This is a genomic window from Methylobacterium sp. WSM2598 (assembly GCF_000379105.1).
Taxonomy (GTDB): domain Bacteria; phylum Pseudomonadota; class Alphaproteobacteria; order Rhizobiales; family Beijerinckiaceae; genus Methylobacterium.
Genome location: NZ_KB900609.1, coordinates 1,845,760 through 1,868,028 on the forward strand (window position 1 = coordinate 1,845,760; position 22,269 = coordinate 1,868,028).

The 22,269-nt window shown below is 66.4% G+C and carries 26 protein-coding genes; 9 read left to right on the top strand and 17 right to left on the bottom strand.

Annotated features, from left to right (window positions below; all coding sequences use genetic code 11):
- Positions 1–3 precede the first annotated feature (3 nt).
- The 4 genes from MET2598_RS0108595 to MET2598_RS0108610 are packed head-to-tail and all read right to left on the bottom strand — an operon-like array spanning position 4 to position 5,101.
- Positions 4–2,385 carry a DUF3141 domain-containing protein gene (locus tag MET2598_RS0108595; protein WP_018260540.1) on the bottom strand — a complete coding sequence of 794 codons (2,382 nt, stop codon included), beginning with the start codon at positions 2,383–2,385 and terminating at the stop codon, positions 4–6.
- Positions 2,386–2,410: 25 nt separating this feature from the next.
- Complete coding sequence (locus MET2598_RS0108600; RefSeq protein ID WP_018260541.1) at positions 2,411–2,902, bottom strand: hypothetical protein; 492 nt, start codon at positions 2,900–2,902, stop codon at positions 2,411–2,413.
- A 19-nt stretch (positions 2,903–2,921) separates the two neighbouring features.
- A complete protein-coding gene (locus MET2598_RS0108605; protein ID WP_018260542.1) occupies positions 2,922–4,124 on the bottom strand; it encodes an acetate/propionate family kinase in 1,203 nt (400 codons plus the stop codon).
- A 2-nt stretch (positions 4,125–4,126) separates the two neighbouring features.
- Positions 4,127–5,101: a phosphate acetyltransferase gene (locus tag MET2598_RS0108610; RefSeq protein ID WP_018260543.1), complete on the bottom strand. Its 975-nt coding sequence runs from the start codon at positions 5,099–5,101 to the stop codon at positions 4,127–4,129.
- A gap of 298 nt (positions 5,102–5,399) precedes the next feature.
- Here MET2598_RS0108610 and MET2598_RS38820 point away from each other — a divergent pair, with 298 nt between their 5' ends.
- Together MET2598_RS38820 and MET2598_RS42095 are read left to right on the top strand one after the other, a co-directional pair.
- Entirely contained in the window at positions 5,400–5,618 is a 219-nt protein-coding gene (locus MET2598_RS38820; RefSeq protein ID WP_018260544.1) for a hypothetical protein, read from the top strand.
- A 312-nt stretch (positions 5,619–5,930) separates the two neighbouring features.
- Positions 5,931–6,134: a hypothetical protein gene (locus tag MET2598_RS42095; RefSeq protein ID WP_026190600.1), complete on the top strand. Its 204-nt coding sequence runs from the start codon at positions 5,931–5,933 to the stop codon at positions 6,132–6,134.
- A 200-nt stretch (positions 6,135–6,334) separates the two neighbouring features.
- On the opposite strand, the gene MET2598_RS0108625 is transcribed toward MET2598_RS42095, so the two are convergent.
- The 4 genes from MET2598_RS0108625 to MET2598_RS0108640 all read right to left on the bottom strand — a co-directional run bounded on the left by MET2598_RS0108625 (position 6,335) and on the right by MET2598_RS0108640 (position 8,684).
- On the bottom strand, positions 6,335–6,976 hold the full coding sequence (locus tag MET2598_RS0108625; protein WP_018260545.1) for a 3-oxoacid CoA-transferase subunit B: 642 nt from the start codon (positions 6,974–6,976) through the stop codon (positions 6,335–6,337).
- A gap of 4 nt (positions 6,977–6,980) precedes the next feature.
- Complete coding sequence (locus tag MET2598_RS0108630) at positions 6,981–7,628, bottom strand: CoA transferase subunit A (RefSeq protein WP_026190601.1); 648 nt, start codon at positions 7,626–7,628, stop codon at positions 6,981–6,983.
- A 79-nt stretch (positions 7,629–7,707) separates the two neighbouring features.
- Positions 7,708–8,133 carry a hypothetical protein gene (locus tag MET2598_RS0108635; RefSeq protein ID WP_018260547.1) on the bottom strand — a complete coding sequence of 142 codons (426 nt, stop codon included), beginning with the start codon at positions 8,131–8,133 and terminating at the stop codon, positions 7,708–7,710.
- A gap of 95 nt (positions 8,134–8,228) precedes the next feature.
- A complete protein-coding gene (locus tag MET2598_RS0108640) occupies positions 8,229–8,684 on the bottom strand; it encodes a hypothetical protein (RefSeq protein ID WP_018260548.1) in 456 nt (151 codons plus the stop codon).
- Between the two features lie 551 nt (positions 8,685–9,235).
- On the opposite strand from MET2598_RS0108640, the gene MET2598_RS42675 reads away from it, so the two are divergent.
- Positions 9,236–9,391, top strand: a complete 156-nt coding sequence (locus tag MET2598_RS42675; RefSeq protein ID WP_236728689.1) for a hypothetical protein — start codon at positions 9,236–9,238, stop codon at positions 9,389–9,391.
- Here MET2598_RS42675 and MET2598_RS0108645 read toward each other — a convergent pair.
- Positions 9,377–9,808 (bottom strand): universal stress protein, encoded by a 432-nt coding sequence (locus MET2598_RS0108645; RefSeq protein WP_018260549.1) that lies wholly within the window; start codon positions 9,806–9,808, stop codon positions 9,377–9,379. The two genes, MET2598_RS42675 and MET2598_RS0108645, sit on opposite strands and share 15 nt — an antisense overlap.
- A gap of 915 nt (positions 9,809–10,723) precedes the next feature.
- On the opposite strand from MET2598_RS0108645, the gene MET2598_RS0108650 reads away from it, so the two are divergent.
- The 6 genes from MET2598_RS0108650 (at position 10,724) to MET2598_RS0108675 (ending at position 14,540) form a co-directional block, all read left to right on the top strand.
- Positions 10,724–10,993, top strand: a complete 270-nt coding sequence (locus MET2598_RS0108650) for a hypothetical protein (RefSeq protein WP_018260550.1) — start codon at positions 10,724–10,726, stop codon at positions 10,991–10,993.
- Between the two features lie 75 nt (positions 10,994–11,068).
- On the top strand, positions 11,069–11,350 hold the full coding sequence (locus MET2598_RS0108655) for a hypothetical protein (RefSeq protein ID WP_018260551.1): 282 nt from the start codon (positions 11,069–11,071) through the stop codon (positions 11,348–11,350).
- 350 nt (positions 11,351–11,700) lie between these two features.
- On the top strand, positions 11,701–12,804 hold the full coding sequence (locus MET2598_RS0108660; protein WP_084673794.1) for an AraC family transcriptional regulator: 1,104 nt from the start codon (positions 11,701–11,703) through the stop codon (positions 12,802–12,804).
- 52 nt (positions 12,805–12,856) lie between these two features.
- Positions 12,857–13,285, top strand: a complete 429-nt coding sequence (locus tag MET2598_RS0108665; protein ID WP_026190602.1) for a hypothetical protein — start codon at positions 12,857–12,859, stop codon at positions 13,283–13,285.
- An 82-nt stretch (positions 13,286–13,367) separates the two neighbouring features.
- On the top strand, positions 13,368–14,102 hold the full coding sequence (gene aqpZ / locus MET2598_RS0108670) for an aquaporin Z (RefSeq protein ID WP_026190603.1): 735 nt from the start codon (positions 13,368–13,370) through the stop codon (positions 14,100–14,102).
- 183 nt (positions 14,103–14,285) lie between these two features.
- Positions 14,286–14,540 (top strand): hypothetical protein, encoded by a 255-nt coding sequence (locus tag MET2598_RS0108675; protein ID WP_018260555.1) that lies wholly within the window; start codon positions 14,286–14,288, stop codon positions 14,538–14,540.
- Positions 14,541–14,620: 80 nt separating this feature from the next.
- On the opposite strand, the gene MET2598_RS38835 is transcribed toward MET2598_RS0108675, so the two are convergent.
- From MET2598_RS38835 to MET2598_RS0108705, 8 genes are all read right to left on the bottom strand, one after another.
- A complete protein-coding gene (locus MET2598_RS38835; protein WP_084673795.1) occupies positions 14,621–14,875 on the bottom strand; it encodes a hypothetical protein in 255 nt (84 codons plus the stop codon).
- A gap of 1,001 nt (positions 14,876–15,876) precedes the next feature.
- A complete protein-coding gene (locus MET2598_RS0108680) occupies positions 15,877–16,131 on the bottom strand; it encodes a hypothetical protein (RefSeq protein ID WP_018260556.1) in 255 nt (84 codons plus the stop codon).
- A 107-nt stretch (positions 16,132–16,238) separates the two neighbouring features.
- Positions 16,239–17,279 carry an AAA family ATPase gene (locus MET2598_RS36165; protein WP_018260557.1) on the bottom strand — a complete coding sequence of 347 codons (1,041 nt, stop codon included), beginning with the start codon at positions 17,277–17,279 and terminating at the stop codon, positions 16,239–16,241.
- Positions 17,280–17,293: 14 nt separating this feature from the next.
- Positions 17,294–17,470, bottom strand: a complete 177-nt coding sequence (locus MET2598_RS38840; RefSeq protein WP_018260558.1) for a helix-turn-helix domain-containing protein — start codon at positions 17,468–17,470, stop codon at positions 17,294–17,296.
- Between the two features lie 68 nt (positions 17,471–17,538).
- Positions 17,539–18,297 (bottom strand): hypothetical protein, encoded by a 759-nt coding sequence (locus MET2598_RS40850; protein WP_157182106.1) that lies wholly within the window; start codon positions 18,295–18,297, stop codon positions 17,539–17,541.
- Positions 18,298–18,300: 3 nt separating this feature from the next.
- Positions 18,301–19,521, bottom strand: coding sequence for a tyrosine-type recombinase/integrase (locus MET2598_RS0108695; protein WP_036270315.1), 1,221 nt, complete (start codon positions 19,519–19,521; stop codon positions 18,301–18,303).
- A gap of 547 nt (positions 19,522–20,068) precedes the next feature.
- Positions 20,069–20,704, bottom strand: a complete 636-nt coding sequence (locus MET2598_RS40855) for a sulfotransferase family 2 domain-containing protein (protein ID WP_330218364.1) — start codon at positions 20,702–20,704, stop codon at positions 20,069–20,071.
- A gap of 414 nt (positions 20,705–21,118) precedes the next feature.
- Positions 21,119–21,844, bottom strand: coding sequence for a sulfotransferase family 2 domain-containing protein (locus MET2598_RS0108705; protein WP_018260561.1), 726 nt, complete (start codon positions 21,842–21,844; stop codon positions 21,119–21,121).
- Positions 21,845–22,269: the final 425 nt, after the last annotated feature.

Here is a 22,269-nt window from a genome sequence, read left to right on the forward strand (position 1 = left end):
AACTCAGCCGGCCTTGCGCTGGCGGGGGGCGGGTTCGGGCGCCGGGACGGGCTCAGGTGCCGTCCCGAGGAGATCGCGGAACCGCGGCATCATCGCCCGCTGCTCCGGCTCCAGGTCGATCTGGTCCATCAGGCGATCGAGGACGGCGAGGAGGCGACGGCGCTCCTCCGCCGTCCGCACGAGGTCCGGCAGGGAGGCCATCGCGCTGTCGGGGGCGTGCTCGACGAGGGTCGATTGCTGGCGCACCACCTGGGCCGCGGCGCTCGCCGGCATGTCGAGCAGGCCGACCTCGCGGCCGACGAGTTCGCGGATGCGCTTGAAGGTGGACAGCCGCCGCTCCCTGCGGCCGAGGCGGGAGACGAGCAGGCCGGCCCGCACGGCCGCCTCGGTGAAGCCGCCCTCCGCGATCCGGCTCATGGCGTCATGGAGGGCCGGCGCCGCCTCGGCGGGGAGAGCGGCGGCCGCCTTCTCCTCCTCGCGCGGCGCGACCACGCTCATCGTCGCGTAGACCGAGAAGAACAGGTTCTCGACCGCGGCGTCGCGCATCTGCCGGTAGAGGTCCCACCCGGCCATGATCCCGGCCGCCGCCCGGCGCTCCGCCGTGGCCCAGGCGCCCGTGTCGTCCCGGTGGACCCGGTGCGCCTTCACGAGATCCGCGCAAGGGCCGAGGGAGGCGAGCGCCGGATTGAGGTCGGAGAGCGCCCAGCGCCGGGCCCGCAGGGGATGCAGCGCCCGCGACAGCGCCCCGACCTCCTGCGGCACGAGCGCGCTCACCACCGGATGCACGAAGGTCTCGTAGGCGGCGGCGTTCAACTCCGAGACCCGGTTCACCGCCGCGAACGGCACCTCGTCCTTGCGGGCGTACTTCTGCAGTGTCTGCAGGTCCTCGACCTGCAACTCGCGCAGCACCACGTCGTAGCGCACCGTCCCGTCGACGCGCTCCTCCTCGACCTTCATGCCGTAGAGGCCGGGCGGCAGGTGCTCGATATAGTCGAGGAGATCGACGATCTGGGCGTGCTCGCGGCGCGCGACGCTCGCCGAGACGAAGATGCCGAGATGCCCGACGCTCTCGTGCATCAGCCCGACGATGACCTGCCCGTTCGCCTTGAGATCCTCCGTCGTCGGGTAGAGGTCGGCCACCCAGTTGAAGGCCTGCTGGGGCGGCGTGATGTTGTCGCCGAGCGAGGCGAACAGGATGATCGGCGAGCGGATCGCCTTGAGGTCGAAGGCCTTGCCCTCGGCCCACTCGGCGCCGCCGTTCGCCAGCCGGTTGCCGACGAACAGGTTGTCGACGATCCAGCGGATCTCCTCCCGGTTCATCAGGAAGTAGCCGCCCCACCAGCGCTCGAATTCGAGGTAGCGCGCCTGTTCGGTGTCGATCTTGGAAAAGAGGTTGTAGGACTTGCCGAAATTCGTGTTGGCCGGGTTCAGGTACTCGAAGTTGTCGACGAGGTGGGCGCCATCGAAGACGCCGCCGCCGAGGTCGCTGGCGAAGAGCGCCGTCCACGACCCGCCGAGCATCCCGCCCGCGTAGCGCATCGGGTTCTCGGCGTCGTTGCCGGCCCAGTAGGACATCGGCGCCCCGTTCACCACGATGGGGCCGGCGGCCTCGGGGTCGAGCGCCCCCACCAGCATCGCGGCCCAGCCGCCCTGGCAATTGCCGACGATGACGGGCTTGCCGCGCGTCGGGTGGCGCTCGCGCACGAGGCGCAGGAAGGCGGCCTCGGCCTGCGCCACGTCGGCCAGCGTCTGGCCCGGGACCGGCTCGGCGAAGAAGATCACCGCGTAGACCGGGTGCCCGGCGCGCAGGGCCACGCCGATCTCGGAATCGGGCTTGAATCCGCCGATGCCCGGCCCGTGCCCGGCCCGCGGATCGATGATGACGTAGGGGCGCTTCTCGGCATCCGTGCGCAGGTGCGGCGGCGGCCGGATGCGCGCGAGGGCGTAGTTCACCGGCCGCGGATAGCGGCGGGCATCGGCGACCATCTCCCAGTCGAAGGCGAGGAGCGGCGGCTTGCCGGCCGCCTCGTGCGCGAGCCAGTTGTTGCCGCGCTGCCGGAGCGTGTCCCAGAACAGGAGCGAGCGCTGGGCGAAGTCGGTCCAGTAGGTGAGGGTGTCGCCGAGGGCCTGCGCCGGCGTCACGGGCTTGAAGGCGTCGAACCAGGCGCGGTTCGCCTCCCGCGTGGCGTCGAGGTAGGTCTCGAGCGCCGCGGCGCAGCGGTCCCGGTAGACCTCGCCGATGCGGGCCTGGAGCGGGAGCAGCGGGGGCAGCCCGCCGGCCGTCGCGGCGCCTTGAGTGGGTCCTTGGACGGGGCCTTGGGCGGGTCCTTGGGCGAGGTGTCGGGCGGGGCCTTGGGGAATCGCGGGTCGTCCGGTTTCTGCCATGACGCATGTCCTGTCGCGGTGGCGCTCAGTGGCGCGTGGACTCCCAGGTGAGGAAGAAGCCGACATCGCCCGGCATGCCGTCCGGCCAGTCGACGATCATCGCCTTGAGGCCGTAGCCGGCGGGGTGCAGGCGGTCGCGCCAGAACTCGTAGGCCTGGCGCGGCCGGCCCGTCAGCGTCTCGGCCCAGCCGGCTTCGGCATTGTTGATGGCCCGGCCCTTGTCGGTGCACATCAGGTTCGGGAAGCGCATCACCAGCAGTTCCTTCTGGCCCTGCTCGGCGGCGATGCGCAGCTTGTCGAGGAGCCGCTGGGTGATCTCGTGCAGCTTCTCGGGCGTGACCGGGATCGGCACGGAGAGTTGCTTGACGAGTTCCTCGCGCGCCAGGGCGGCGCGGTCCTGCCCTTCCAGCTCCTTGAGGGCCTTGGCGGCCCGCATCCGGGCCGAGTAGGCGGCGAGGTCGTCCGCCGACATGAAGGGCTCGCTCGCGAGCGTGACGGTCGTCGTCTGGGTGTCCATCATGGCCTCCCGCTTCGTGTCACAGCGCCGGCAGGGGCGCCTCGTCGAGCACCTCGCGCATGCCCCGCGCGATCATGGCTTCCTCGTCGGTGGGGATGACGAAGGCCTGGGGGCCGGGGCCGCGGGTGATCTGCGGACCGCCGGCTTCGTTCGCGCCCTCGTCGAGGCGGAACCCCGCCCAGGCGGCGCCCCGCAAGACCTCGGCCCGGGTGGCGGCGTCGTTCTCGCCGATGCCCCCGGTGAAGACGAAACCGTCGATGCCGCCGAGCGCCGCGACGAGGGACCCGAGTTCGCGCCCGATGCGGTAGACGAAGAGGTCGATGGCGGTCCGCGCGCGGGGATCCTCGGCCGCGCGGGCGCGCAAGGTGCGCATGTCGTTCGACAGGCCCGAGACGCCGAGGAGCCCCGAGCGGGTGTAGAGCATGCGCTCGGCCGCCTCGGGGGTCAGCCGCATCTCCCGCAGCAGGAAGAACACCACGGCCGCATCGAGGCTGCCGCAGCGCGTCCCCATCGGCAGGCCGTCGAGGGCCGAGAAGCCCATCGTGGTGGCGACGCTGCGCCCGCCGTCGAGGGCGCACAGGCTCGCGCCGTTCCCCAGATGGGCCACTACCACCCGGCCCTGCGCGAGGGCGGGATCGGTCGCGGCGAGATGATCGGCGATGAAGGCGTAGGACAGGCCGTGGAAGCCGTAGCGGCGCACGCCCAGGTCGGCGACCTCGACCGGCAGGGCGAAGAGTTGCGCGATCTCGGGCTGGCCGCGGTGGAAGGCGGTGTCGAAGCAGGCGACCTGCGGCAGGTCTGGGAATTGCCGGCGCAGGATGCGGATCGGCTCCAGGTTGTGCGGCTGGTGCAGGGGTGCGAGCGGTACGAGGCGCTCCAGCGCCGCCAGCACCGCGTCGTCGATCCGCACCGGACCCGCATGCGCCATGCCGCCATGCACGACCCGGTGCCCGACCGCCGCCAGCCGGTGCCCGCTGCGGTGGGCCATCAGCCAATCGGCGACGTGGAGCAGGGCCTCCTCGTGACCGAAGCCGCCGCTGTCGAGGCGCTCGTCGGCCACCACCGCGCCGGTATTGTCGCGCACCACGAGGTGGGGCGCGTCGCCGAGCCCCTCGAACAGGCCGCGGTAGAGCCGGCGGGGGGCGCCGTCCGGCCCAGGCTCGAAGACCTGGAACTTCAGGCTCGACGAGCCGGCATTGAGCACCAGGAAGGCCGGGATCATCGTCAGACCTCGGGTAAGGGCTTGGCCGCACGTTGCGCGGCGGAGAAGAGCGAGGCCACCGCGCAGGAGGCGAGCCGGGTCAGGCGGGAATCCGCGCGGCTCGTCAGGATGACGGGCACCCGGGCGCCGAGCACGATGCCGGCCGCGTCCGCATCCGCCAGGAAGGTCAGGCTCTTGGCCAGCATGTTGCCGGCCTCGAGATCCGGCACGACGAGCACGTTGGCGCGGCCCGCGACCGGCGAGCGGATCTTCTTGATCGCCGCCGCCCCGAGGTCGATGGCGTTGTCGAGGGCGAGCGGCCCGTCGAGGACCGCGCCGGTGATCTGGCCGCGATCCGCCATCTTGCAGAGCGCGGCGGCCTCGATCGTCGAGGGGACCTTCGGGTTGACCGTCTCCATCGCCGAGACGACCGCGACCCGCACGGTCTCGATCCCGAAGGCGTGCGCGAGGTCTATGGCGTTCTGGACGATGTCGCGCTTCTCCTCCAGGGAGGGCGCGATGTTGATGGCCGCGTCCGTGACGATGAGCGGCTCGTCGTGGCTTGGCACGTCCATCACGAAGCAGTGGCTGAGGCGGCGGGCGGTCCGCAGCCCGCCGTCGCGCCGCACCACCGCCGCCATCAGCTCGTCGGTATGGAGGCTGCCCTTCATCAGCGCCTCGGCCTCGCCGGCGGTCACCAGCGCCACCGCGCGGGCGGCCGAATCGTGGCTGTGGGCGGCCTCGACGACGCGGAATTCCGCCAGGTCCTTGCCGAGCGCCGAGGCCGCCGCCAGGAGCTTCGGCCGGGGACCGACCAGGATCGGCTCGATCAGCCCGAGATCCGCCGCCTCCAGCGCCGCGCCGAGGGAGGCCTCGTCGCACGGGTGCACGACCGCGACCTTGAGCCGGGGCAGCGCCTGCGCGGCCGCGACCAGGCGCTCGTACTTCTCGTGCCGGCGATGCCGGGCCGGCGCCTCCTGCGTCGTCGAACTCGCCACGATGCACTCTCCTGCTCAGCCCGTCTCGGGGCGGCGTCGACGGATCGGCGAGCGGCCCGGAGCACGCGCTAAAGGACCCGAGCAGAGGGCCCGTTCGCTCTGCCCCGCCACCGTGCCTCGCAGCGGTGTCTTGCGCGCTAATCTCACGGACGGCGTCGACCCCCGCTTGATCGAACGTGACACCGCGATCGGGGTTTTTGCAGCGCAACGTTGATCTGGATCAAACTGCCAGGGCCGGAGCGGACAAGGATGGGCGCGGTCCGGGGTTGGGCCGTGGCTCACGATCACGGGACGCGCGATGGTGAGCCCGAAGCATGACGCAGCCGGGCTGTTGCTGCTCGCCGCGAGCGGGATCTGCGCACAGTCCGAGGGGACCCAATTGACCGACCGTGCCGATTTGGCTGTGCCGATGGCCGCTGCCTCGCTGATCCCGACGCTGCATGGGCGCTGGCTCCACGCCCACCACGAGCACGTGGTCGGGCGCGTGCGCCACGTGCGGGCGGCGCAAAACGGCTAGACGCTGCTCGCGGTCGTCGGGCCGGCAGTGGCGAGGTCGGTGCGCCGGCGCCGACCCCGCGCGAGGAGGGCAGCGTCTTGACCATGACCGGCACGGCCGAGGCCGTCCATGCGCTGCCGCCACTCTGAGAGACGAGGGCCTTGATGACAGAGCAGGCCGCCGCGGTCCCGGTCTTGCGCTACGCCGCCGCGGAGCGCGTGCGCCACGGGCGCGCCCTCGTTGTTTGGGCGCTGCTTCCGGACGACCGGGAGGGCCTGCTCGCCGCCATCGCGCGGGTCGGACCGCGCCCGCGCCCTCCGATTCGTCGCGCCCATGCGCGCCTTCAGCGAGTGGGAGACCGGCTACTTCGTCAGCGTCGATTTCCTCGTGCACGTCGCCCTGGTGGCGGAGGCGCAGAAGGGCGACGCACCGGCGATCGTCGGCAGCGGCCGCTTCATCGTGCCGGCGCCGGACACCGCCGAATTGGCCTTCGCGTCGCGGATGCGTGGCAGGACTGCGACCCCGGCGCCGCGCTGATGCGCGACCTCATCGCCCTCGCGCGCGAGCAGGGCCTCGCGGAGTTCACCGCCGAGGTGATGTCCGACAATGCCGCGATGCTGGCGCTGTTTGAGCGCTGCGTGACGTCGGTGCGGCTGCGACCGGAAGGCGGTACGGTTCACGTCGCGAAGCTGCTGTCGTTACGGGAGGCGGCTAGCGGGGACGATGGCGACCGACTGTCACGCTCCTTCGGCCAGAGCGATCGCGAGGTCGGCATCCGTGGCGGCGCGCACCTCGTCGAGTCTCACGCCCGGTGCCGTCTCAATGAGCGTGGCGCGACCGTCCGGAAAGGCAATCACCGCGAGCTCCGTCACCAGGAGGTCGATGCGGCGCTCGGCCGTGAGCGGCAGCGTGCAGTCCCGCACCACCTTCGGCCGGCCCTTGGCGGTGTGCTGCATCGCCACGATAACCCGCTTGGCCCCGGTCACGAGGTCCATCGCCCCGCCCATGCCGGGGACCATCCGGCCCGGCACCATCCAGTTGGCGAGCCGCCCCGTCTGATCGACCTGCAGGCCGCCGAGCACCGTGAGGTCGAGGTGCCCGCCGCGGATGAGCGCGAAGGAGGTCGCGCTGTCGAAGGTGGAGGCGCCCGGCAGCGCCGTCACGGCCTTGCCGCCCGCATCGGTCAGCCAGCGCAGGGCCATGCCGGGCTCCGGCACCGGCCCGGTGCCGATCAGGCCGTTCTCGGACTGAAAGAAGACGGTCATCCCGGGCGGGACGTGGTTGGCGACCAGCGTCGGGATGCCGATCCCGAGATTCACCAGCATCCCGTCGCGGAGTTCGCGGGCGATGCGCGTGGCGATGACGACCTGCGGTTCCATCGGCTCACCCGCATGCGATGACGTGATCGACCAGCGGCGCCGGCGTGACGACGTGGTCGGGCGCAATGACGCCGGTCGGGACGATGTGCTCGGCGCACACGATCACCGTGTCGGCCGCCATCGCCATCAGGGGATTGAAGTTGCGCGCGGTCAGCGCGTAGGTGAGGTTGCCGAGGTAATCGCACAGGAAGGCCTGGATCAGCGCGAACCCGGCGCGCAGGGCTGGTTCGAGCAGGTACTCGCGGTCCTCGACCGTGATCCGCCGCTTGCCCGCCTCGGCGAGGGTCCCGATTCCGGTCGGGGTGAGGACGCCGCCCAGGCCGCACCCGCCCGCGCGGATGCGCTCGGCCAACGTGCCCTGCGGCACGAGATCGACCTCCAGCGTCCGCGCGAGCATCTGCGCCTGGGTCTCCGGGTTGAGACCGATATGGCTGACGACCGCCTTGCGCAGCGCCCCGGCCGTGACGAGCTTGCCGATGCCCCGACCTGGCATGGCGGTGTCGTTGGCGATGACGGTGAGATCCCGCCGGTGTTGCCGCACGAGTTCGTCGATGAGCGGCTCGGGCGTCCCGACGCCCATGAAGCCGCCGACCATCAGGCTGGCCCCGTCGGGGATCTGGGCAACGGCATCGGCGAGTGACAGGATCCGCATGGCGAGGATCATCGGATGCTGACGACGGGTCGTTCGGTCCCGGCGGCGATCGCGGCCGCACGCGGACCGGCGACACGTGCTAGTAGACGTACACGGCGCGCACGCGCCGGCCGGCATAGGGGTCGGTCCACGCCGGAACCCCGACCAGCACGGGCCGGGGCGCGGGGTCGAAGGGCAGCACCGAGGCGCCGAAGGCGATGAAGCCGGCCGTGGCCCGCACGTCGTCGGGCTGGCGCGGATCGCGCGAGATCAGGTCCGCCTCCCGGAACAGGCGCAGGTTGCAGCGGCGGGACGGCAGCCCGCCCGTGGGCGTGCAGGCGTCGTGGCGGGCGCAGGCCGCATCGAGCGCATCGACCGGCGGCAGCGGCGCCCGGTTGCCCAGGCCGCAATAGTTCCCGTGCACGAGGAGGTTCGGCTCCGGCGCGTATCCGCCCGACTGCGCCAGGGCTGACGGCGAGGCCAACCCCGCGGCGGCGAGGAGCAGCGCGGCGATCGTGGTGCGCATGAGGGAGGCTCCGCGTGCGTCCGGGGATGGTGTCGTCGGGGCCCCGCCGTTATGGCGTCCCGTTGGGGGAGATCGCGTCGTCGCTGCGGCCGCGCTCAGTACGGACGGCACACGCCGGCATAGGAGTCCCAGTAGCGGTAGGGACCGCAGCCGCCATAGGTGGACCCGTAGTAGCCCGCGGCCGCCGCCGCGCCCACGGCCCCGGCCGCCAGCCCATAGCCGTAGGGCCGGTAGCGATAGCCGTAGGCACCGTAGCCGTAGCGCCCGTACCGGCCGTAGCCGTAGCGGCCATAGCGGCCGTAGCCGCCCCGGTAGGCGTAGCCGCCGCGGTAGCCGCCACGATAGCCCCCGCGCACGCCCGCGACCCGTGCGCCGTGGAAGCCGCCGCCCCGGAATCCTCCGCCGCGGAACCCGGCCCCCCGGAACCCTCCGCCGTGGAAGCCGCCGCCGCGGAAGCCGCCACCGCCGCCGCGGAAGCCGCGCGCCTCGGCGGCGACGCTGGTCAGGATCAGGGCGGCAATGGCGGAGACTGCGATGATGAAGCGCTTCATGACGTCGTCTCCCTGACGTGTAAGATTGGCCGGCGCGGCGCCCACGAGCGATCGTGCCTGAACAAGCCCGTGACGGCCTTCCAGCAGCTCAGTTTGGACGATAGTGTTCGCCGCTCCGCGGCGCTTGATCGGACAGGACAGTGCACGTCGTGCGCGGCTGGATCATGTCTATTGCACGGGGAAACGACCTCGATTTGCGCTCGTGTGTGCGAATTTATTCTGTAGAGGCCGACCAAACGGACGAGCGCCGCCGTGCCTAGTGCACAGACGCCGACGAACACACCATGTGCGCGTCCGCTAATTGCCTGCAAACGCACGAGAAATCGCGCTGAGCTATGTACGTTTTGAAGGCGTCACTGCACTAGCAGCCCTGCCCGAACAGTATCGAGGCTGGGGTCATCGACGACCGATATCGAGTCGGTGGGGCACCGATCCGATCATGACCGAGGTGGCAGCGTTCGAGATCAGGATCACGATTGGACTCTCGGGCACGATCCTGCGCGCGGCGACCGAACGGATCGCTGCCAGCAAGGCCGAGGAACTCATCCGCCTTGCCCACCAACGTCGGCGGCACCATCGCTCTCACCATTTTGGGGAGCCATGCCCAGGCGGTGCGCCGGATCAAATTCTACCTCGCGAGCGTGATCCACGATGTGGAGAAGGCCTGGCAGCCTTTGATGGGTCGTGGACGATCAGCGGCAGATTAAAACCGGCAGTTTGGAATGCGTGAGAACCTTCATAGTCTCGCTGCCGATGACGAGGGCGGAAAAGCCACGACGGCCATGCGAGGCCATGGCGATGAGGTCACAGCCGCGGGCTTCGGCGGTTTCGATAATGGCCTCAAACGGTTGCCGGTGTTCGACTTTCACGACCTCGCAAGCGACACCGACCCGCTTGGCTTCCTGCTCGGCCTCGGTGAGACTACGATCGGCGTCGGCATGGGCATGTCGCGTGAACTCATCCACGTATGGGTTCGAGGCCCCCAAAGGCACTGCCGGGAACCGCGCAACTACCGTGAGCACCGTCACCTTTGCCCCGACAGCCTTGGCGAGCGACACGGCGTTCTTGACGGCCGAGGCGGAAATCGACGTCCCGTCGGTAGGGACAAGAATGTGCTGGTACATCGGGATCTCTCCCAGCAGTCCGCGAGGCACGCCCGCGTGGTCGTTCGGGGCCGACCCGTAGGGCCCGATTCGGTTTATAGCAGTAGGGCCTTCTGAGTTGTAGGGCTGAGCTTCCTGGGCCGGTTCTGAGGCTCTAGGAGGGCCTTTGTAGCCTCGATGAGGGCGGACAGCTCCGCCCGTTCGCACAAGCCCGGACATGGGACGAGGGATGCGTCTCAAGAGAAGAGCCCGCCGCAGTGAGAGCGGGCGGGCTGGAACAATGGCCGTGTCTCACTGGATCAAGCGGCGTACACAAAAAACGCTAATAGTGGGACGGCAGTGCTCATTCGGGTCGCGATGAGGCAAGGGAGATGACGATGCGTTATCTGGGACTTGCGGGGTTGTCTGTCGCCGTGGCACTCGTACTTGGACTAGGGAGCGGCGCAAAGGCAACCCCGCTCAGCAGTTCTTGGGCCGGAGTTGCGGCATCTGAGGCGTGCGACGGATTGGTCATCAAGGCAGTGACTAGGGTCGGAGTTGCGCATCGGTCGGCTCGAAGGACGGCCCGGCGTGTTCACCGCCGCCACAGTTACTAGCTGCTGGCTCGATCTCGCGCATGAGGGCGGGCCGATTCGCACTTTGGGCCGCCTTCCTTTGCCCGACTGGGTCCTGCGCGAGGGTGCGCCGGATGCGTAAGGGCGTGTATGGAACGCGAAACGTCCCCTCCTAAAAGTCCTTGGAAGCAGTCCGGCGGGCCGCGCGGCGGGCGCGAGTTGAGGCCTAATTCAAATGCCTCCGGCTGGGCCTCTGAGGCGGGCTGCTAGACTGCACTAGACTGTGTGCGCTTGCTCCGGGTCCCTGAAGCCGGCAGCGAGCGGCGAGCTGAGCCATGCTCCCCCAGAGAAGCCCGGCCCGCATCCCTTCGATGTGCGAGCCATGGGGCTCACGATGCCCAAGACACCCACCATCGAGGAACGCCTCCGCGCCGGTGAGATCACAGACGAGTGGCTCGACGCAGCCGTGACGGACTACCTGAACGATCCGACGCCCGGTACGCGCACGATCGCGGAGGGCATCGCTATCGACGTCTGCGCGATCCTGCTGGCCAGCCCTTACGCCCGCAAGGTACTGGCGGATCCGGATGCCTCCGAGGCGCAGATGCGCATGGCTGTGCGGACCGCGATCCTGCTGGCGAGGCCCGGGTAGTTCGGTCCGCTGTCTACAGCGCTGAGCGCGGCGCTCTGAAACCTCCGCGCCAGCTGCCCGTTCTAGCCGACGATCATGGCTGCCACTCCGACCATCGAGAACCTCTACAAGCTCAAGCGCATCACCGACGAACAGCTCGACGCGGCCGTGACGGACTACCTGAACGACCCTACGCCCGGCCCGCGCCAGCTTGCAGACGGCCTCGTCATCGATGTCTGCGCGGTCATGGAGGCTAATCCTCACGCCCGCGCGGTCTTGGCAGCGAGGGACTCGTCCGAGGCTCAGATGCGCATGGCAGTCCGGACGGCGATCCTGCTGGCCCGTCCCGCCCGGTACACGGACGCGATCGCGGCGTAGGAGGGGTCGGACTCCACAAGTCCCGTCACGAATGGCGAGGAAGGCCAGACGATCCCGCCGCCCACGAGCAATGAGTGCCGAGTGCCGAACTGACGGCTGCCCGCCGCTCAGCGCTGTTCGTCTCTGGCGCGAGGTGAGGAAGTTTGGCTTCTTGGGGCCGGTATTGCCAAGTAGCGGGTCGAGACCACGCTCAGAAGGCTCAAATAACTCGCGCACAACTAAGCTGATTAACGTACGTTAATATATTCTATCGCCTGATAGATTAAATCATTGCTATTTTCCCTTATTGCTAAATCCTTGAATTGCAATTAGTTTCCTTTGTATGACTCAGAAACGCTAGAGGCACAGCCATGACTTACGAAGCGTCGTCTGGCGGTGATCGGAACGGCGGATCAGGTGTAGGATGCAAAAATCCTAAGTACGATGAAAATTCGGTCTATCTTCAGGGAATAAACGCTGATTTATTTCATAATTCCGTCGTAAAGTCGATCTGCGATGTTTTGACCGAGTTGAATATCGACTATAGAGACGTGCTTGAGAAGGTAGACATCGATACACAGGTCTTCGACAGCATCGAAGCGATCTCGTTCTCGTCATTAGGGCGCTTAATCGCTTGGGCCGGTGAACAGACGCGGTGCGCCCACTTCGGCCTCCTCGTCGGTCAGCGCACCACTCTTGCCTCACTTGGTCTGCTCGGGACGCTGATGCGCCACTCGGAGACGGTCGGCGACGCACTGCAGGCTGTGCAGACGCACCACGACCTCCTGAACCGCGGCGCCGTGATCGAGGTGTCGATCAAAGGCAGCATCGTGATAGTAAGCTATGTACCGTATGAGCCCGACACAGAGGGGGTAGCCCTCCACTGCGAAAGAGCGATTGCGGCGCTGACCAGCGTGCTGCGGTCGCTGTGCAGCCCGCACTGGAGCCCGGAGGAGGTGCTGCTGCCGCGGCTGGAGCCGAAGGATACCACGCCCTACACGCGCTTCTTCCGCGCTCCGGTCCGGTTCTCGCAGGAGATCGCCGCGCTGGTGTTTCCGGCCCGGGTCCTGAGGCGGCCGATCGAGGGCGCCAACCCGCTCATTCGCATCGCGGCGGAGCGGCGCATCCGGCAGCTTGAGGCCGTCATCCCGTCCGACATGACTGCTGAAGTTCAGCGGCTTGTGCGCTCGACAGCGACTCAGCAGCGGACCAGTAAGATCCACGTCGCGCAGGGGCTGGCGATCGCTCAGCGCACGCTGGCCCGCCGCCTGAAGGCTGAGGGGACGACGTTCCGGTCCATCGCGAACCAGACGCGGCTCGGAATGGCCAAGCAGTTGCTGGCCGACACCACGATGAGCTTGACGGAGATCTCGGCCGCCCTGGAGTTCTCGGAGCCAGCCGCGTTCACGCACGCGTTTCGGCGCTGGACCGGCACCACGCCGAGCACGTGGCGGAAGGAACAGCGAGCCAGTTGACGACCGTGAAGCAGTTCCACGCCGACAACGTAGGCTCTAGGGGAACGCCGCCGTGAGACGCGCAAGCTTTGTCCGTGCCATTGGACTCGGTCTGAGCCTGGGAACCTCGATCGCAGTGCCCAACGCAAGGGCGGCAGAGGCCGGCCTCTCGGGCTATCAAGGCGCGTGGGTGTTGAGCGGGCGCGACTGTGCCGAGGTCTACTCGTCGGTAGGGAAGAGAGCGTCGTTCAAGAAGCCGCTAGACCTCTTCGCCCCTGCCTTCATCGTCACCGGCAATCGCCTGAGGACGCCGGGGGCATCATGTCGGATCGCGTCAGTCAAACCGGCCGGCGAGCGCCAGCTTCTCATGCTGGACTGCGCGAACGCCGTCGCGGCCAACGAGGTCAGGGTATTCATGGCGGTGTCACCGAACCGGATGCTGAAGCGCTACTACGGCGATCAAGACCCCACCGGGGTCGAGTATCAGCGCTGCTCGCGGTAGTGAGCAGAAATGAGCCACCAGACGGGCGGATCTTGAGGCGGCGAAGTCCTCCTCGTCCGGCCATCAGCACAGGGAGACGGCCATGATACTTCGCAAATGTGTGGCTGAGGGGATCGGCACCTTCTGGCTCACCTTCGCGGGCTGCGGCAGCGCGGTGATCGCGGCGGGCTTCCCGCAGGTCGGGATCGGGCTGCTAGGCGTCTCGCTTGCCTTCGGGCTCACCGTGCTCACCATGGCCTACGCCATCGGGCACATCTCGGGCTGCCACCTCAACCCGGCCGTCACGATTGGGCTCGCGGCAGGAGGCCGGTTCCCCTCGAAAGACATCGGGCCGTATATCGGCGCCCAGGTCGCGGGCGCGGTGGTGGCGGCGGCCCTCCTCTACGCGATCGCGAGCGGGTCCCCGGATTTCGACCTCGCGAAGGGCTTCGCGGCCAACGGCTACGGCGAGCACTCGCCCGGTCACTACGGCGTGATCTCGGCGCTCCTCGCCGAGGTCGTGCTCACCATGATGTTCCTGTTCGTGATCATGGGGGCGACCCACGGCAAGGCGCCCGCGGGCTTTGCCCCCATCGCCATCGGCCTGTGCCTGACGCTGATCCACCTCGTCGGCATCCCGATCGACAACCTGTCGGTCAACCCGGCGCGCAGCACCGGGCCGGCCCTGTTCGCGGGCGGCTGGGCGCTGGCGCAGCTCTGGCTGTTCTGGGTCGCGCCGCTCGCGGGCGGGGCGCTCGGCGGCGTGCTCTACCGCTGGCTCAGTGAGGAGCCCTCCGCCCAAGTCACCGGCGTCAATCCAGCAACGCGCACGATCTGATGGGACGCCGGCGCGGCCAGATCCGCGCTGGCATTCCGTTCAGATTGTCTCGTCTGATCAAGCAGTGCACGCAGAAGCAGCAAGCATGGAATGGCTGTGCCGGTTCTGACGGCCGCGATGAGACGAGGGAATGCTGTTGCAGCTTCCTCTAGATTAAGAGCCGCTGATCACACGGAGGCCAGCATGGATCAGAGCCTCGCATCCGCAGCGGCCGCGCCGTCGACCGATGCGTCCTCATCCGCCGCATTCTCGCCGGACGCGACCAAGCCCTCACTCCGCAAGGGCCTTCTGCTGACCTCGACCGGCGTCCTGATCGGCTGCACAGGCTACTACTACTCGTATGTCCATCATTCTGTGATCGGGACGTTGGTGGGCGTGCTCGGCCTCGCGCTCTGCGTCCTGGGCACGGCCAAATCGGAAGGGCCGGTGCATCACTGATAGCTGCTCATCGCAGAGCGGAGATCCTGCCTCGCGAGGAAGGCTTGCGCCGACGTTTGTAGGGCGCTGCGGTCCTCGGCTCATTGGCGGGGCGCTGCGGTCCTTGCCTCATAGGCCGCGATCGCCGAACGACACGCCGGCCTCAGGCTTTCCCTCTTGCTCAGGAGACACGCCTTCACCCGTCCCGGAAACGGGATGTGCTTGCCGCAGAGGCTGATCGCGTCTGGCGTGCAGGCTTTTTGCTCCGCCAGCGTACCCAGATCCAGCGACACCGCTGGAGAGGCCAGCGCCAGGACGGACAGCCCAATGCTGACGGCGATTAACTTGACGGTCATGGCCCCTCACCCGCCACATTCTGGCGTTTATCTTTTTTGCTCCGCCATAGCGGCGGTGCGACAAGACGATCGTAGATCATCATCATGCCAAGCTGGGGTGCTCTGTCACACTCCGACAAAGCCCAGAGCAGCGGCCTCTATTTTGACGCGAGCGCTGTCGGGCAGTTTCCGGCGGCGATCCTGTGCGAGTCTGAGTCAGTGCCGGAGGCGCTATCACCGATTTCGAATGGCCGTTCTCGGATGTTGAGCGGCCGTTCCGGCGGCTTGGAGCGAAGTTCTGGAAGTGGCGCAGAGCGGCAGCATACGCCTTGAATGCCGGGCAAGACAGCACGAGGCGGCTACCCCTCGCGCCCGGGCGAGTGCTGGAAGCCGGACGACGAGGGGCAATCACATCGATCACATGATCACAGCGACCCACACGCGGCCACTCAACCCAACCAAATGGCACTCCCTCGTTGCCACTTTTCGAGAGCGCAGCTGGAGAGCGGTTGTGATCGTGTGATCGATGTGATCGCCGCCTGCGGCGAAGACCTGAACCGGCGGCGACTTCGTGACCGTTCTGAGAAAGGAGCTGAGGATGAGGCGAGCTACTCGGCTGGAGGAGGTCCAGGCTCTTCTGCTTGCGCGCTCACGGTGATGCACCCTACAAAAAGAGACCAATTTTTTATTTGGATATGGGGGTGGCCTCGCGTGACTGGGGCACACCAGCGATGCACAAAAGGCCAATTTACGTTAGGGAGGGCTGTCCTAACGCAGACCTGCCGGGGACCGTGCAGCCATCGCCAGAGGTGAGGCGACCATATCGGCGGCGAGGGAAACAATTCCATCTGACGTCGGAATAACGGCGGGGCCGTCGTCAGCTATGCGGCCGGGAGAGGAACGCGCTTGATCAGCGTGTTCCAGGTGCCTCGTGGCAGCCGAGCCGGCCAGCTTAAGGCTGGCCGACTGGGCGCAGTCAGCGGCGAGCTGCCGTGCGGCGTCGGGTTCTAAGTTGTGGGTCTTCAGAAATCGGGCGTGGCGCCCGGTGTCGATCGGATTTCGATGTCCGGATACGACATTTGGTGGGCGACGTAGGCGGCGGGGTCAATGACGTAGCCGTCGTCGTAGCAGATGCCGGCGGCTCCAGTTTCGAAGTCGATGACGATTCGTGCCCGCAAGGCTGCCTCGATTTCGGCGAACTGGGCAGCCGTGGGATGGCGGCCGTGGAGGGCAGCGGCTTCGCCTAGGGCGGTTGCGATGGGTAAGAAGCGGGTCATTTCTGTGCGTGTTCCCTGTTGGTGAGGAGTGAAGGGCGGTCAAAACGATCACAAGATCACAATCGCTCAGACCGCTCAGTGTCTTAGCTCTACGATGGTTCGAGTTCTTATACTTCCGTGGTCACCTCCTCATCACCACTGTCGTTGAGGACGTACAGGCCGCGCCCGCACTTGCTGACCTCGCCTGAGGACATCATCCTTTGGAGCAGCTGCCGGATGTTTGCGTTGGGCACGTCAAGTTTGACGCTCAGCTCTGTCGGTGACATCGGCCCGTCCCCTTTGGCCAGGGCGGCCAAGATTGCCTGCCGCTCGTCGCTGCGGCGGACTTCGGCAGCTGGTCCTTGCGCTAACCAGGTACCCGTCTGCTTGTCGAACAGCAGGGCGGTCTCGATCTCCTCGATGTCACGCCCGCGGGCGTAGAGCGTCGTGCCCTGGCTGCCCCGATCGAGGATCAGGATCGTGTCGGCCGCGCCTGTGATTCCATTTGTGCCAGACACAGTCTCGAACGGATCTTCCGCGGCCATTTTTCGCGTGTGGTGGACCACGACTACTGCGATGCCAGTCTCGTCTGCGAGCTGCTTCAGCGGGACCAGCGCCCTGTAATCCGCCTCATAGCCTGTGTCGCTGGTGCTGCGCTCAGGCCGGATCTTTGTGAACACATCGACGATGACCATTCGCGCGTTTACGGTCGCGTCGACCCATTCACGGATTGCTTCTGCGCCGCCTGCATCCAGGCGCGGGCACTCCGTCTCGAGGTACAGTTCATCCAGGACGACCTCTTGGTCCTGCAGGATCTGGCGCAGGCGCTGCTGCAGGCGGCGCTCGTTGTCCTCCAGGGCCAGATAGAGGACGCTACCCTGCTTCACCGGCACGTTGCCGAGCGCCAGCCCGCCGGTGGCAACCGCAACGGCCAAGCCCAGTGAGAGCCACGACTTACCGGTCTTCGGCTTTCCAGCGACGATCGACAAGCCTGGCTGGATGTAGCCGGGCACGATGTGCTCGATCGTCGGCAGCTTCTTGGCTAGCAACGCGGTGGCGTTAAGACGACCGAGTCTCGGGCGCACCTGGACGGGGCCAACCTCTGCATCCGCCGTGGACTCGTTGACCTCGGCTGTTTCAATCGGGGATGTCTGGGCGAAATCGAGCATGACTGTGCTCCCGCCTAGATCGTGGGGAGGGCGGCCAGCCAGCTCTGCAGGTCCGCCGCCATGATCAGCGTGCGGCGGCCGAGCTTGCGTGCCTTCAGCTTGCCGGCTTTGATCTGCTCATACAGGAAGCTGCGCCCGACCCCGCTTACCTTGACCGCATCCGCGATGCTGTAGCTCAAAACCTCGTTCATGGATCACCTCATGTGCACTCGCCGGGTGGGCCCCGGTCAATGCACGAGAGATGGCCTGAGCCGCCGGATTAAGACCACCGTCGCGATTTCGTGGGTGTCCTGTTTCGATTCGATGACGGTCTGCGCCCGCCCTCGGCCCATGCGGTAGCCCCCGCCAGTTCAATAGCGCGCGCCCAGGCACGATCTCCCGCTCGCGTTCCAAGCGACGGAGCCTGGGACCTGACCCAGTCGAGTGCCTCCTCCTTAGTCTTGGTGGGCGTGTCTGGCGACTCCTTCATCAGCTTTGCCAAGAGTTGAATGGCTACTTTTTCTTCCTCCTTGACCAGAGCGCGGCCCAACAATGCTTCTGGCCAGATCTTCAGAACATTATCCTTTTCGACCCTCACATCACTGCCATCGATTAGATCGCCCCCCGCAACATCCAAAAATCCCCATGCATTTCGCTCCATGTCATGGTCCATCCAGTGATACCGAGCGATCTCTGCGCGCGCTTGCCTCGGAATTTTCCAAGTAGCGATAAGGCGTCCTCCTTGCAGTTCTTGCATGGCTTGGCGACGAGCAACTGCAAGTTCAGCTGCAATGCTTGCCTCAGACATGAAAGCAATGCGTTTAAGCGCGTAAGAGATCAGAAAATAATCATCATGGAGCTTCTGCCATGCATCTTCGTGAGAAATCTCCTGTAGGCTCTCCGCCGAGAGACTGCCAACAGTCGTCGGGTCCTTAGACACGATCCAGGCGAGTAGTTGTTCTAACGTCCATATCGGGTTACGGAAACGCTCCTCGTATGCATTGTAGAAAAAATCGTCGCTGCTACATTCGTCGTCCATCTATTACTCCATCAGATGCGCAGACAATGGACATAACGATCTGGTACAAAAATCCGACCACTCCTCCATCAGGGATCGTCTTTTCTCGAACAAATCCGTCCGAAAATAGGCGGCTTCAACCTTATCTTTATTGGTGTGCGCAAGCGCGACTTCGGCGACTTCGCGTGGCACACTCGTCTGCTCAGCTGCCCAGTCTCGGAACGCCGAGCGGAATCCGTGCACCGTGGCGTCCACTATCATCCGGCGCAGTAGCATCTCCAAGGCCATGGTCGACAGTGGTCGCCCGGGTTTGTTGCCGGGGAAGACGAGTTCGCCCTGGCTCACCTCCCGGAGCCCGGCCAGGATCTCGCGGGCACGGCCGGACAGGGGTACCCGGTGTTCGCGTCCGGCCTTCATTCGCTCCTTTGGCACTGTCCAAACGCCCCGATCGAGATCAATCTCGCTCCAGTGCGCACCCATGGCTTCGCCGCTGCGAGCCGCAGTCAGGATCGCGAACTCCAGGCACAGTGCACTGATCGATCCGCTTTGATGCAGACGCGCAATGAGAGCCGGCACCTCCTGGTAGGGGAGGGCCTTGTGGTGGCCGCGGGTCAGCTTCTGGCGGCGGGGCAGTAGGTGATCGAGGTGACCGCGCCAACGAGCCGGGTTTTCGGCTGTCCGGTGCCCCTTGGCCCGAGCCGCGTCCAGCACCTTCTCGATCCGACCGCGCAGGCGAGAGGCTGTCTCCGGCACCTTGGGCCAGAGCGGCTTCAGGATGGCCAAAACCTGCTCGGTCGTGACCTGATCGACCGGAACGCTCCCGATCGGCTCGCAGTAGCGCGTTAGGGTCATGCGCCACTGATCTCGGTGCTTAGGGTTCTTCCAGCCAGTCTCAAGGGAGCTGACCACCTCCTCAGCCATCTCGCTGAAGGTAGGCATCCGCTTCTCGGGTACCACGTCACGCACGGCAAGCGGGTTCACGCCGTTCGCGACGTGCACACGGGCGGCGGTAGCCAGTTCGCGGGCACGGGCGAGGTTTACGGTACTGGCGCTGCCCAGACCCATCTCGCGCAGCTTGCCGGCGCCCGTCTGGCCGGGCTCACGCCAGCGGAACAGGTAGACCCAACGTCGGCGCGAGCCATCGGACGAGATAGACAGGTACAAGCCTCCACCATCGGCATGACGGCCAGGCTTCGTGAGGGTCGAGACGGTTCGGGCGGATAGGCGGTTCGTGGTGCGCGGCATTGCACTCCTCGGGCCGGCCCCAACACGGGCCCTAACAGAGATGCCGGATTTTGGCGGACAACGGTGGACGTGGGAAGAAGGTTCACGCCATATCACGTTGACTTTCAACGCTGTGGCAGATGCTGCTGGACGTGGGTGGAAGTGCGTATGACGGACTCCCTCTCCGCCAATTTCGCTAATTTGTCCGGTATTGAGAACGGATTAGCGCCGCGGTTTGTCCCTCTTGCCGTGGTTCCCGCCGCCGTGCGCCACGCGTCGCCGCCGATGCCGCAAAGGGAGACACCGGCTTCCCGGCATTAGAGGCTTATGAGTACGTCACAGTGCCGATCCGCGACGGGCGCTGCCCGCCAGGACCGCGCGGCGAAGCGGCCGTTGTCGGGAAGGGCCGGGCCCCTCAGCGTCGAATCGCGGTCGATTCCGGCGGGCGGCTCCCGATCACATCCGCCGACGTCCTCGCCTCGTCCGGCGCGCAGGCGCTGATCCGCGCCGCGAGCGGCGCAACCCTCATGCGCCGGCAGGCTCACCGCTCGGATCGCGCAACAGGCTCTCAGCGCCGCATGTCGGAGGCGCGGCCTGCGTCGCGTTCGCCACGACGGTCCTGCCGTTCCCCCTCGGCCCAAGGGGCGATGGCAGGGCCGCTGCCGGGATGCTCCGGATCGTGCGATCGAGCCGAATCCAGCGTCGGGATGCTGTAACCCAGGAATTCGTAATCTTGCCGAAACATATCAACGATCATGCTGAAGTCGGATGGTTTCAAGACGGGTTTTCTCACGCCGTCAGTGTGGTTCTCACGGGGCAGGGTCTCGATGGGAATTCCGATATCGGCGGCGAGAGGCGAAGGATCGGATGACAGATCCTCCAGCCGGTAGATCTTGTCCACGATAGTATCTCCGGACGCGGAACGAATGAAATCTACCTGCGGCATCCATTGGACATGTTTCCTTTTTTGAATGGCTTCCAAACAATCCTCGAATTCGTAACGATCCTTCAGGCCGATGAACTCCCGAAGATCCGAGCGTACCGACATGTATTTGAACTGTGATACGATGCGATCCGTCGGGTTACGGACGACAGCGAACTTCAAGCATTCATCGAATAAACTGTCGCCTATGTGCCTCTTTACGAGACTCGCTGTGAGGTGCTGCAGGCCGTCTGTCTGATACCAATTAGAAAATGGTCCTATGAAGCCGTTCCAGAGTGTGTCTTCGCTCCTTTCTTACTCATTTGTCCAGATGATATTTTCGATCGACGTGCCACCGCATTTCGGAATGTGAATGAATATCAGTTTTCGCTGCTTGCAGATCACGATCGAATTCCCGGACCGACGGCGAGGCACCTGCGTCAGAGGATGTCATCTCGGAGCGATAGCAGACATTCCGCCGACCTCTGCGGTAATATGGTACCGTAACCGGTCCGCCGCCGATCCATCGTCGGGCCGGACTCGCCCCGCGACCCCGGGACCGGAGAAGCCGACGCCGCCCCGAAGGCGTCGCCGCGTGACGGGCGCCGCCGTCGCCGCTCACGCTCGGCTGACGATGTCCGTCCGGCCGCGCCCGCCGCCCCTCGCGCCTGGCTGTCGTGCTGGTGACGATGCGGTCTACGACGGACCTGCGGCCACGTCGTCGGACGACGCCCTGGTGCCCGCATTCCTGCCGTCGCGCTCTTCGCGGAACGGCCTGCACCATTCATAGATTTGATAGTCGTTGGAATACCAAATCTTCAGGTTGTGCTCGGCGGCCGGCGTCAGATCGCGCGGCAGAGCAGCGGGATTGCGGTGGGCCGCAACATCGTCCTGCAGCGGATGAATATCATCGTCGATCCGAAGCAGAACTTTCAACTTGGCAACATCGCAATCGAAGGTTTCCTGGCTGCCGATGAGCAGGATGCGATCGCGCGCGGCGTCGAGAGCCTCGACCGAACCGAGATAATGGGTGAGGTCACGCCGCGCATGCGCGATGCTGCGCATCGTGCGTGCGGCATCGTCGCGTCTCCCAGGATCGTCGGCCCCGAGCGCTTCGCCGAGCGCACTCGCATCGGGGAACCGGGTGAATGCCAGTTCCTCGTCGGGCGACCATGGGACGTTGTAGCGCGGCTGACCTCTCCGAAGGCGGCTGTTGAACCCGCTCACGAAGCGCCTGACCGGCTCGCGGACGAAGAAGACGATCCCGCTCTCGGGGTGATCGCGGCGCAGGTGCGCCAGCGTCACGTGATGTGGGAAGACCTCGATCGCGGCGGAGGGATGGCGCGCCTTGTGCGCGTCGACGACGGCCCGCAGGGCAGTGCCGCCGGTCTCTCCGATGTGCAGGATGGAGATCTGTCGCATGGTCGTGTCCCGGAGCGTGGTGCGGCTCGTGGGAATCTCCGCCAGGGTGGCCGGCCGGACCGGTTTCGCCGGGCTGCCGAGACGGGCAGGCCGGCGGGGCGACCTTCGCCGATCGGGGCGGTGCTTTCCAGGTCATGGTGGCGGGCGCGATGATCGCCCGGTCGATCGACCCTCCGCCCCTCGCGCGCGCGGCTCCGGAGGGAGACGTCCTTTCCGCTTGTCTCAATAATGAGACTTTTCTTGCGAATGAGATCAGCGCGTGACACAACGGACTGGTGCTGCCCCTACAGCACCTCGGTGGCGTGCGGCATGCATCTCGCGACGTGAAGGTCACGACACGCGCCCCAGGCCGGACGCGCGAGGAACAGTGCTTCCTGCGTAGCAAGGACCGCTCGCAGATGGGTCGGCACGGTCTGACCGCGTCG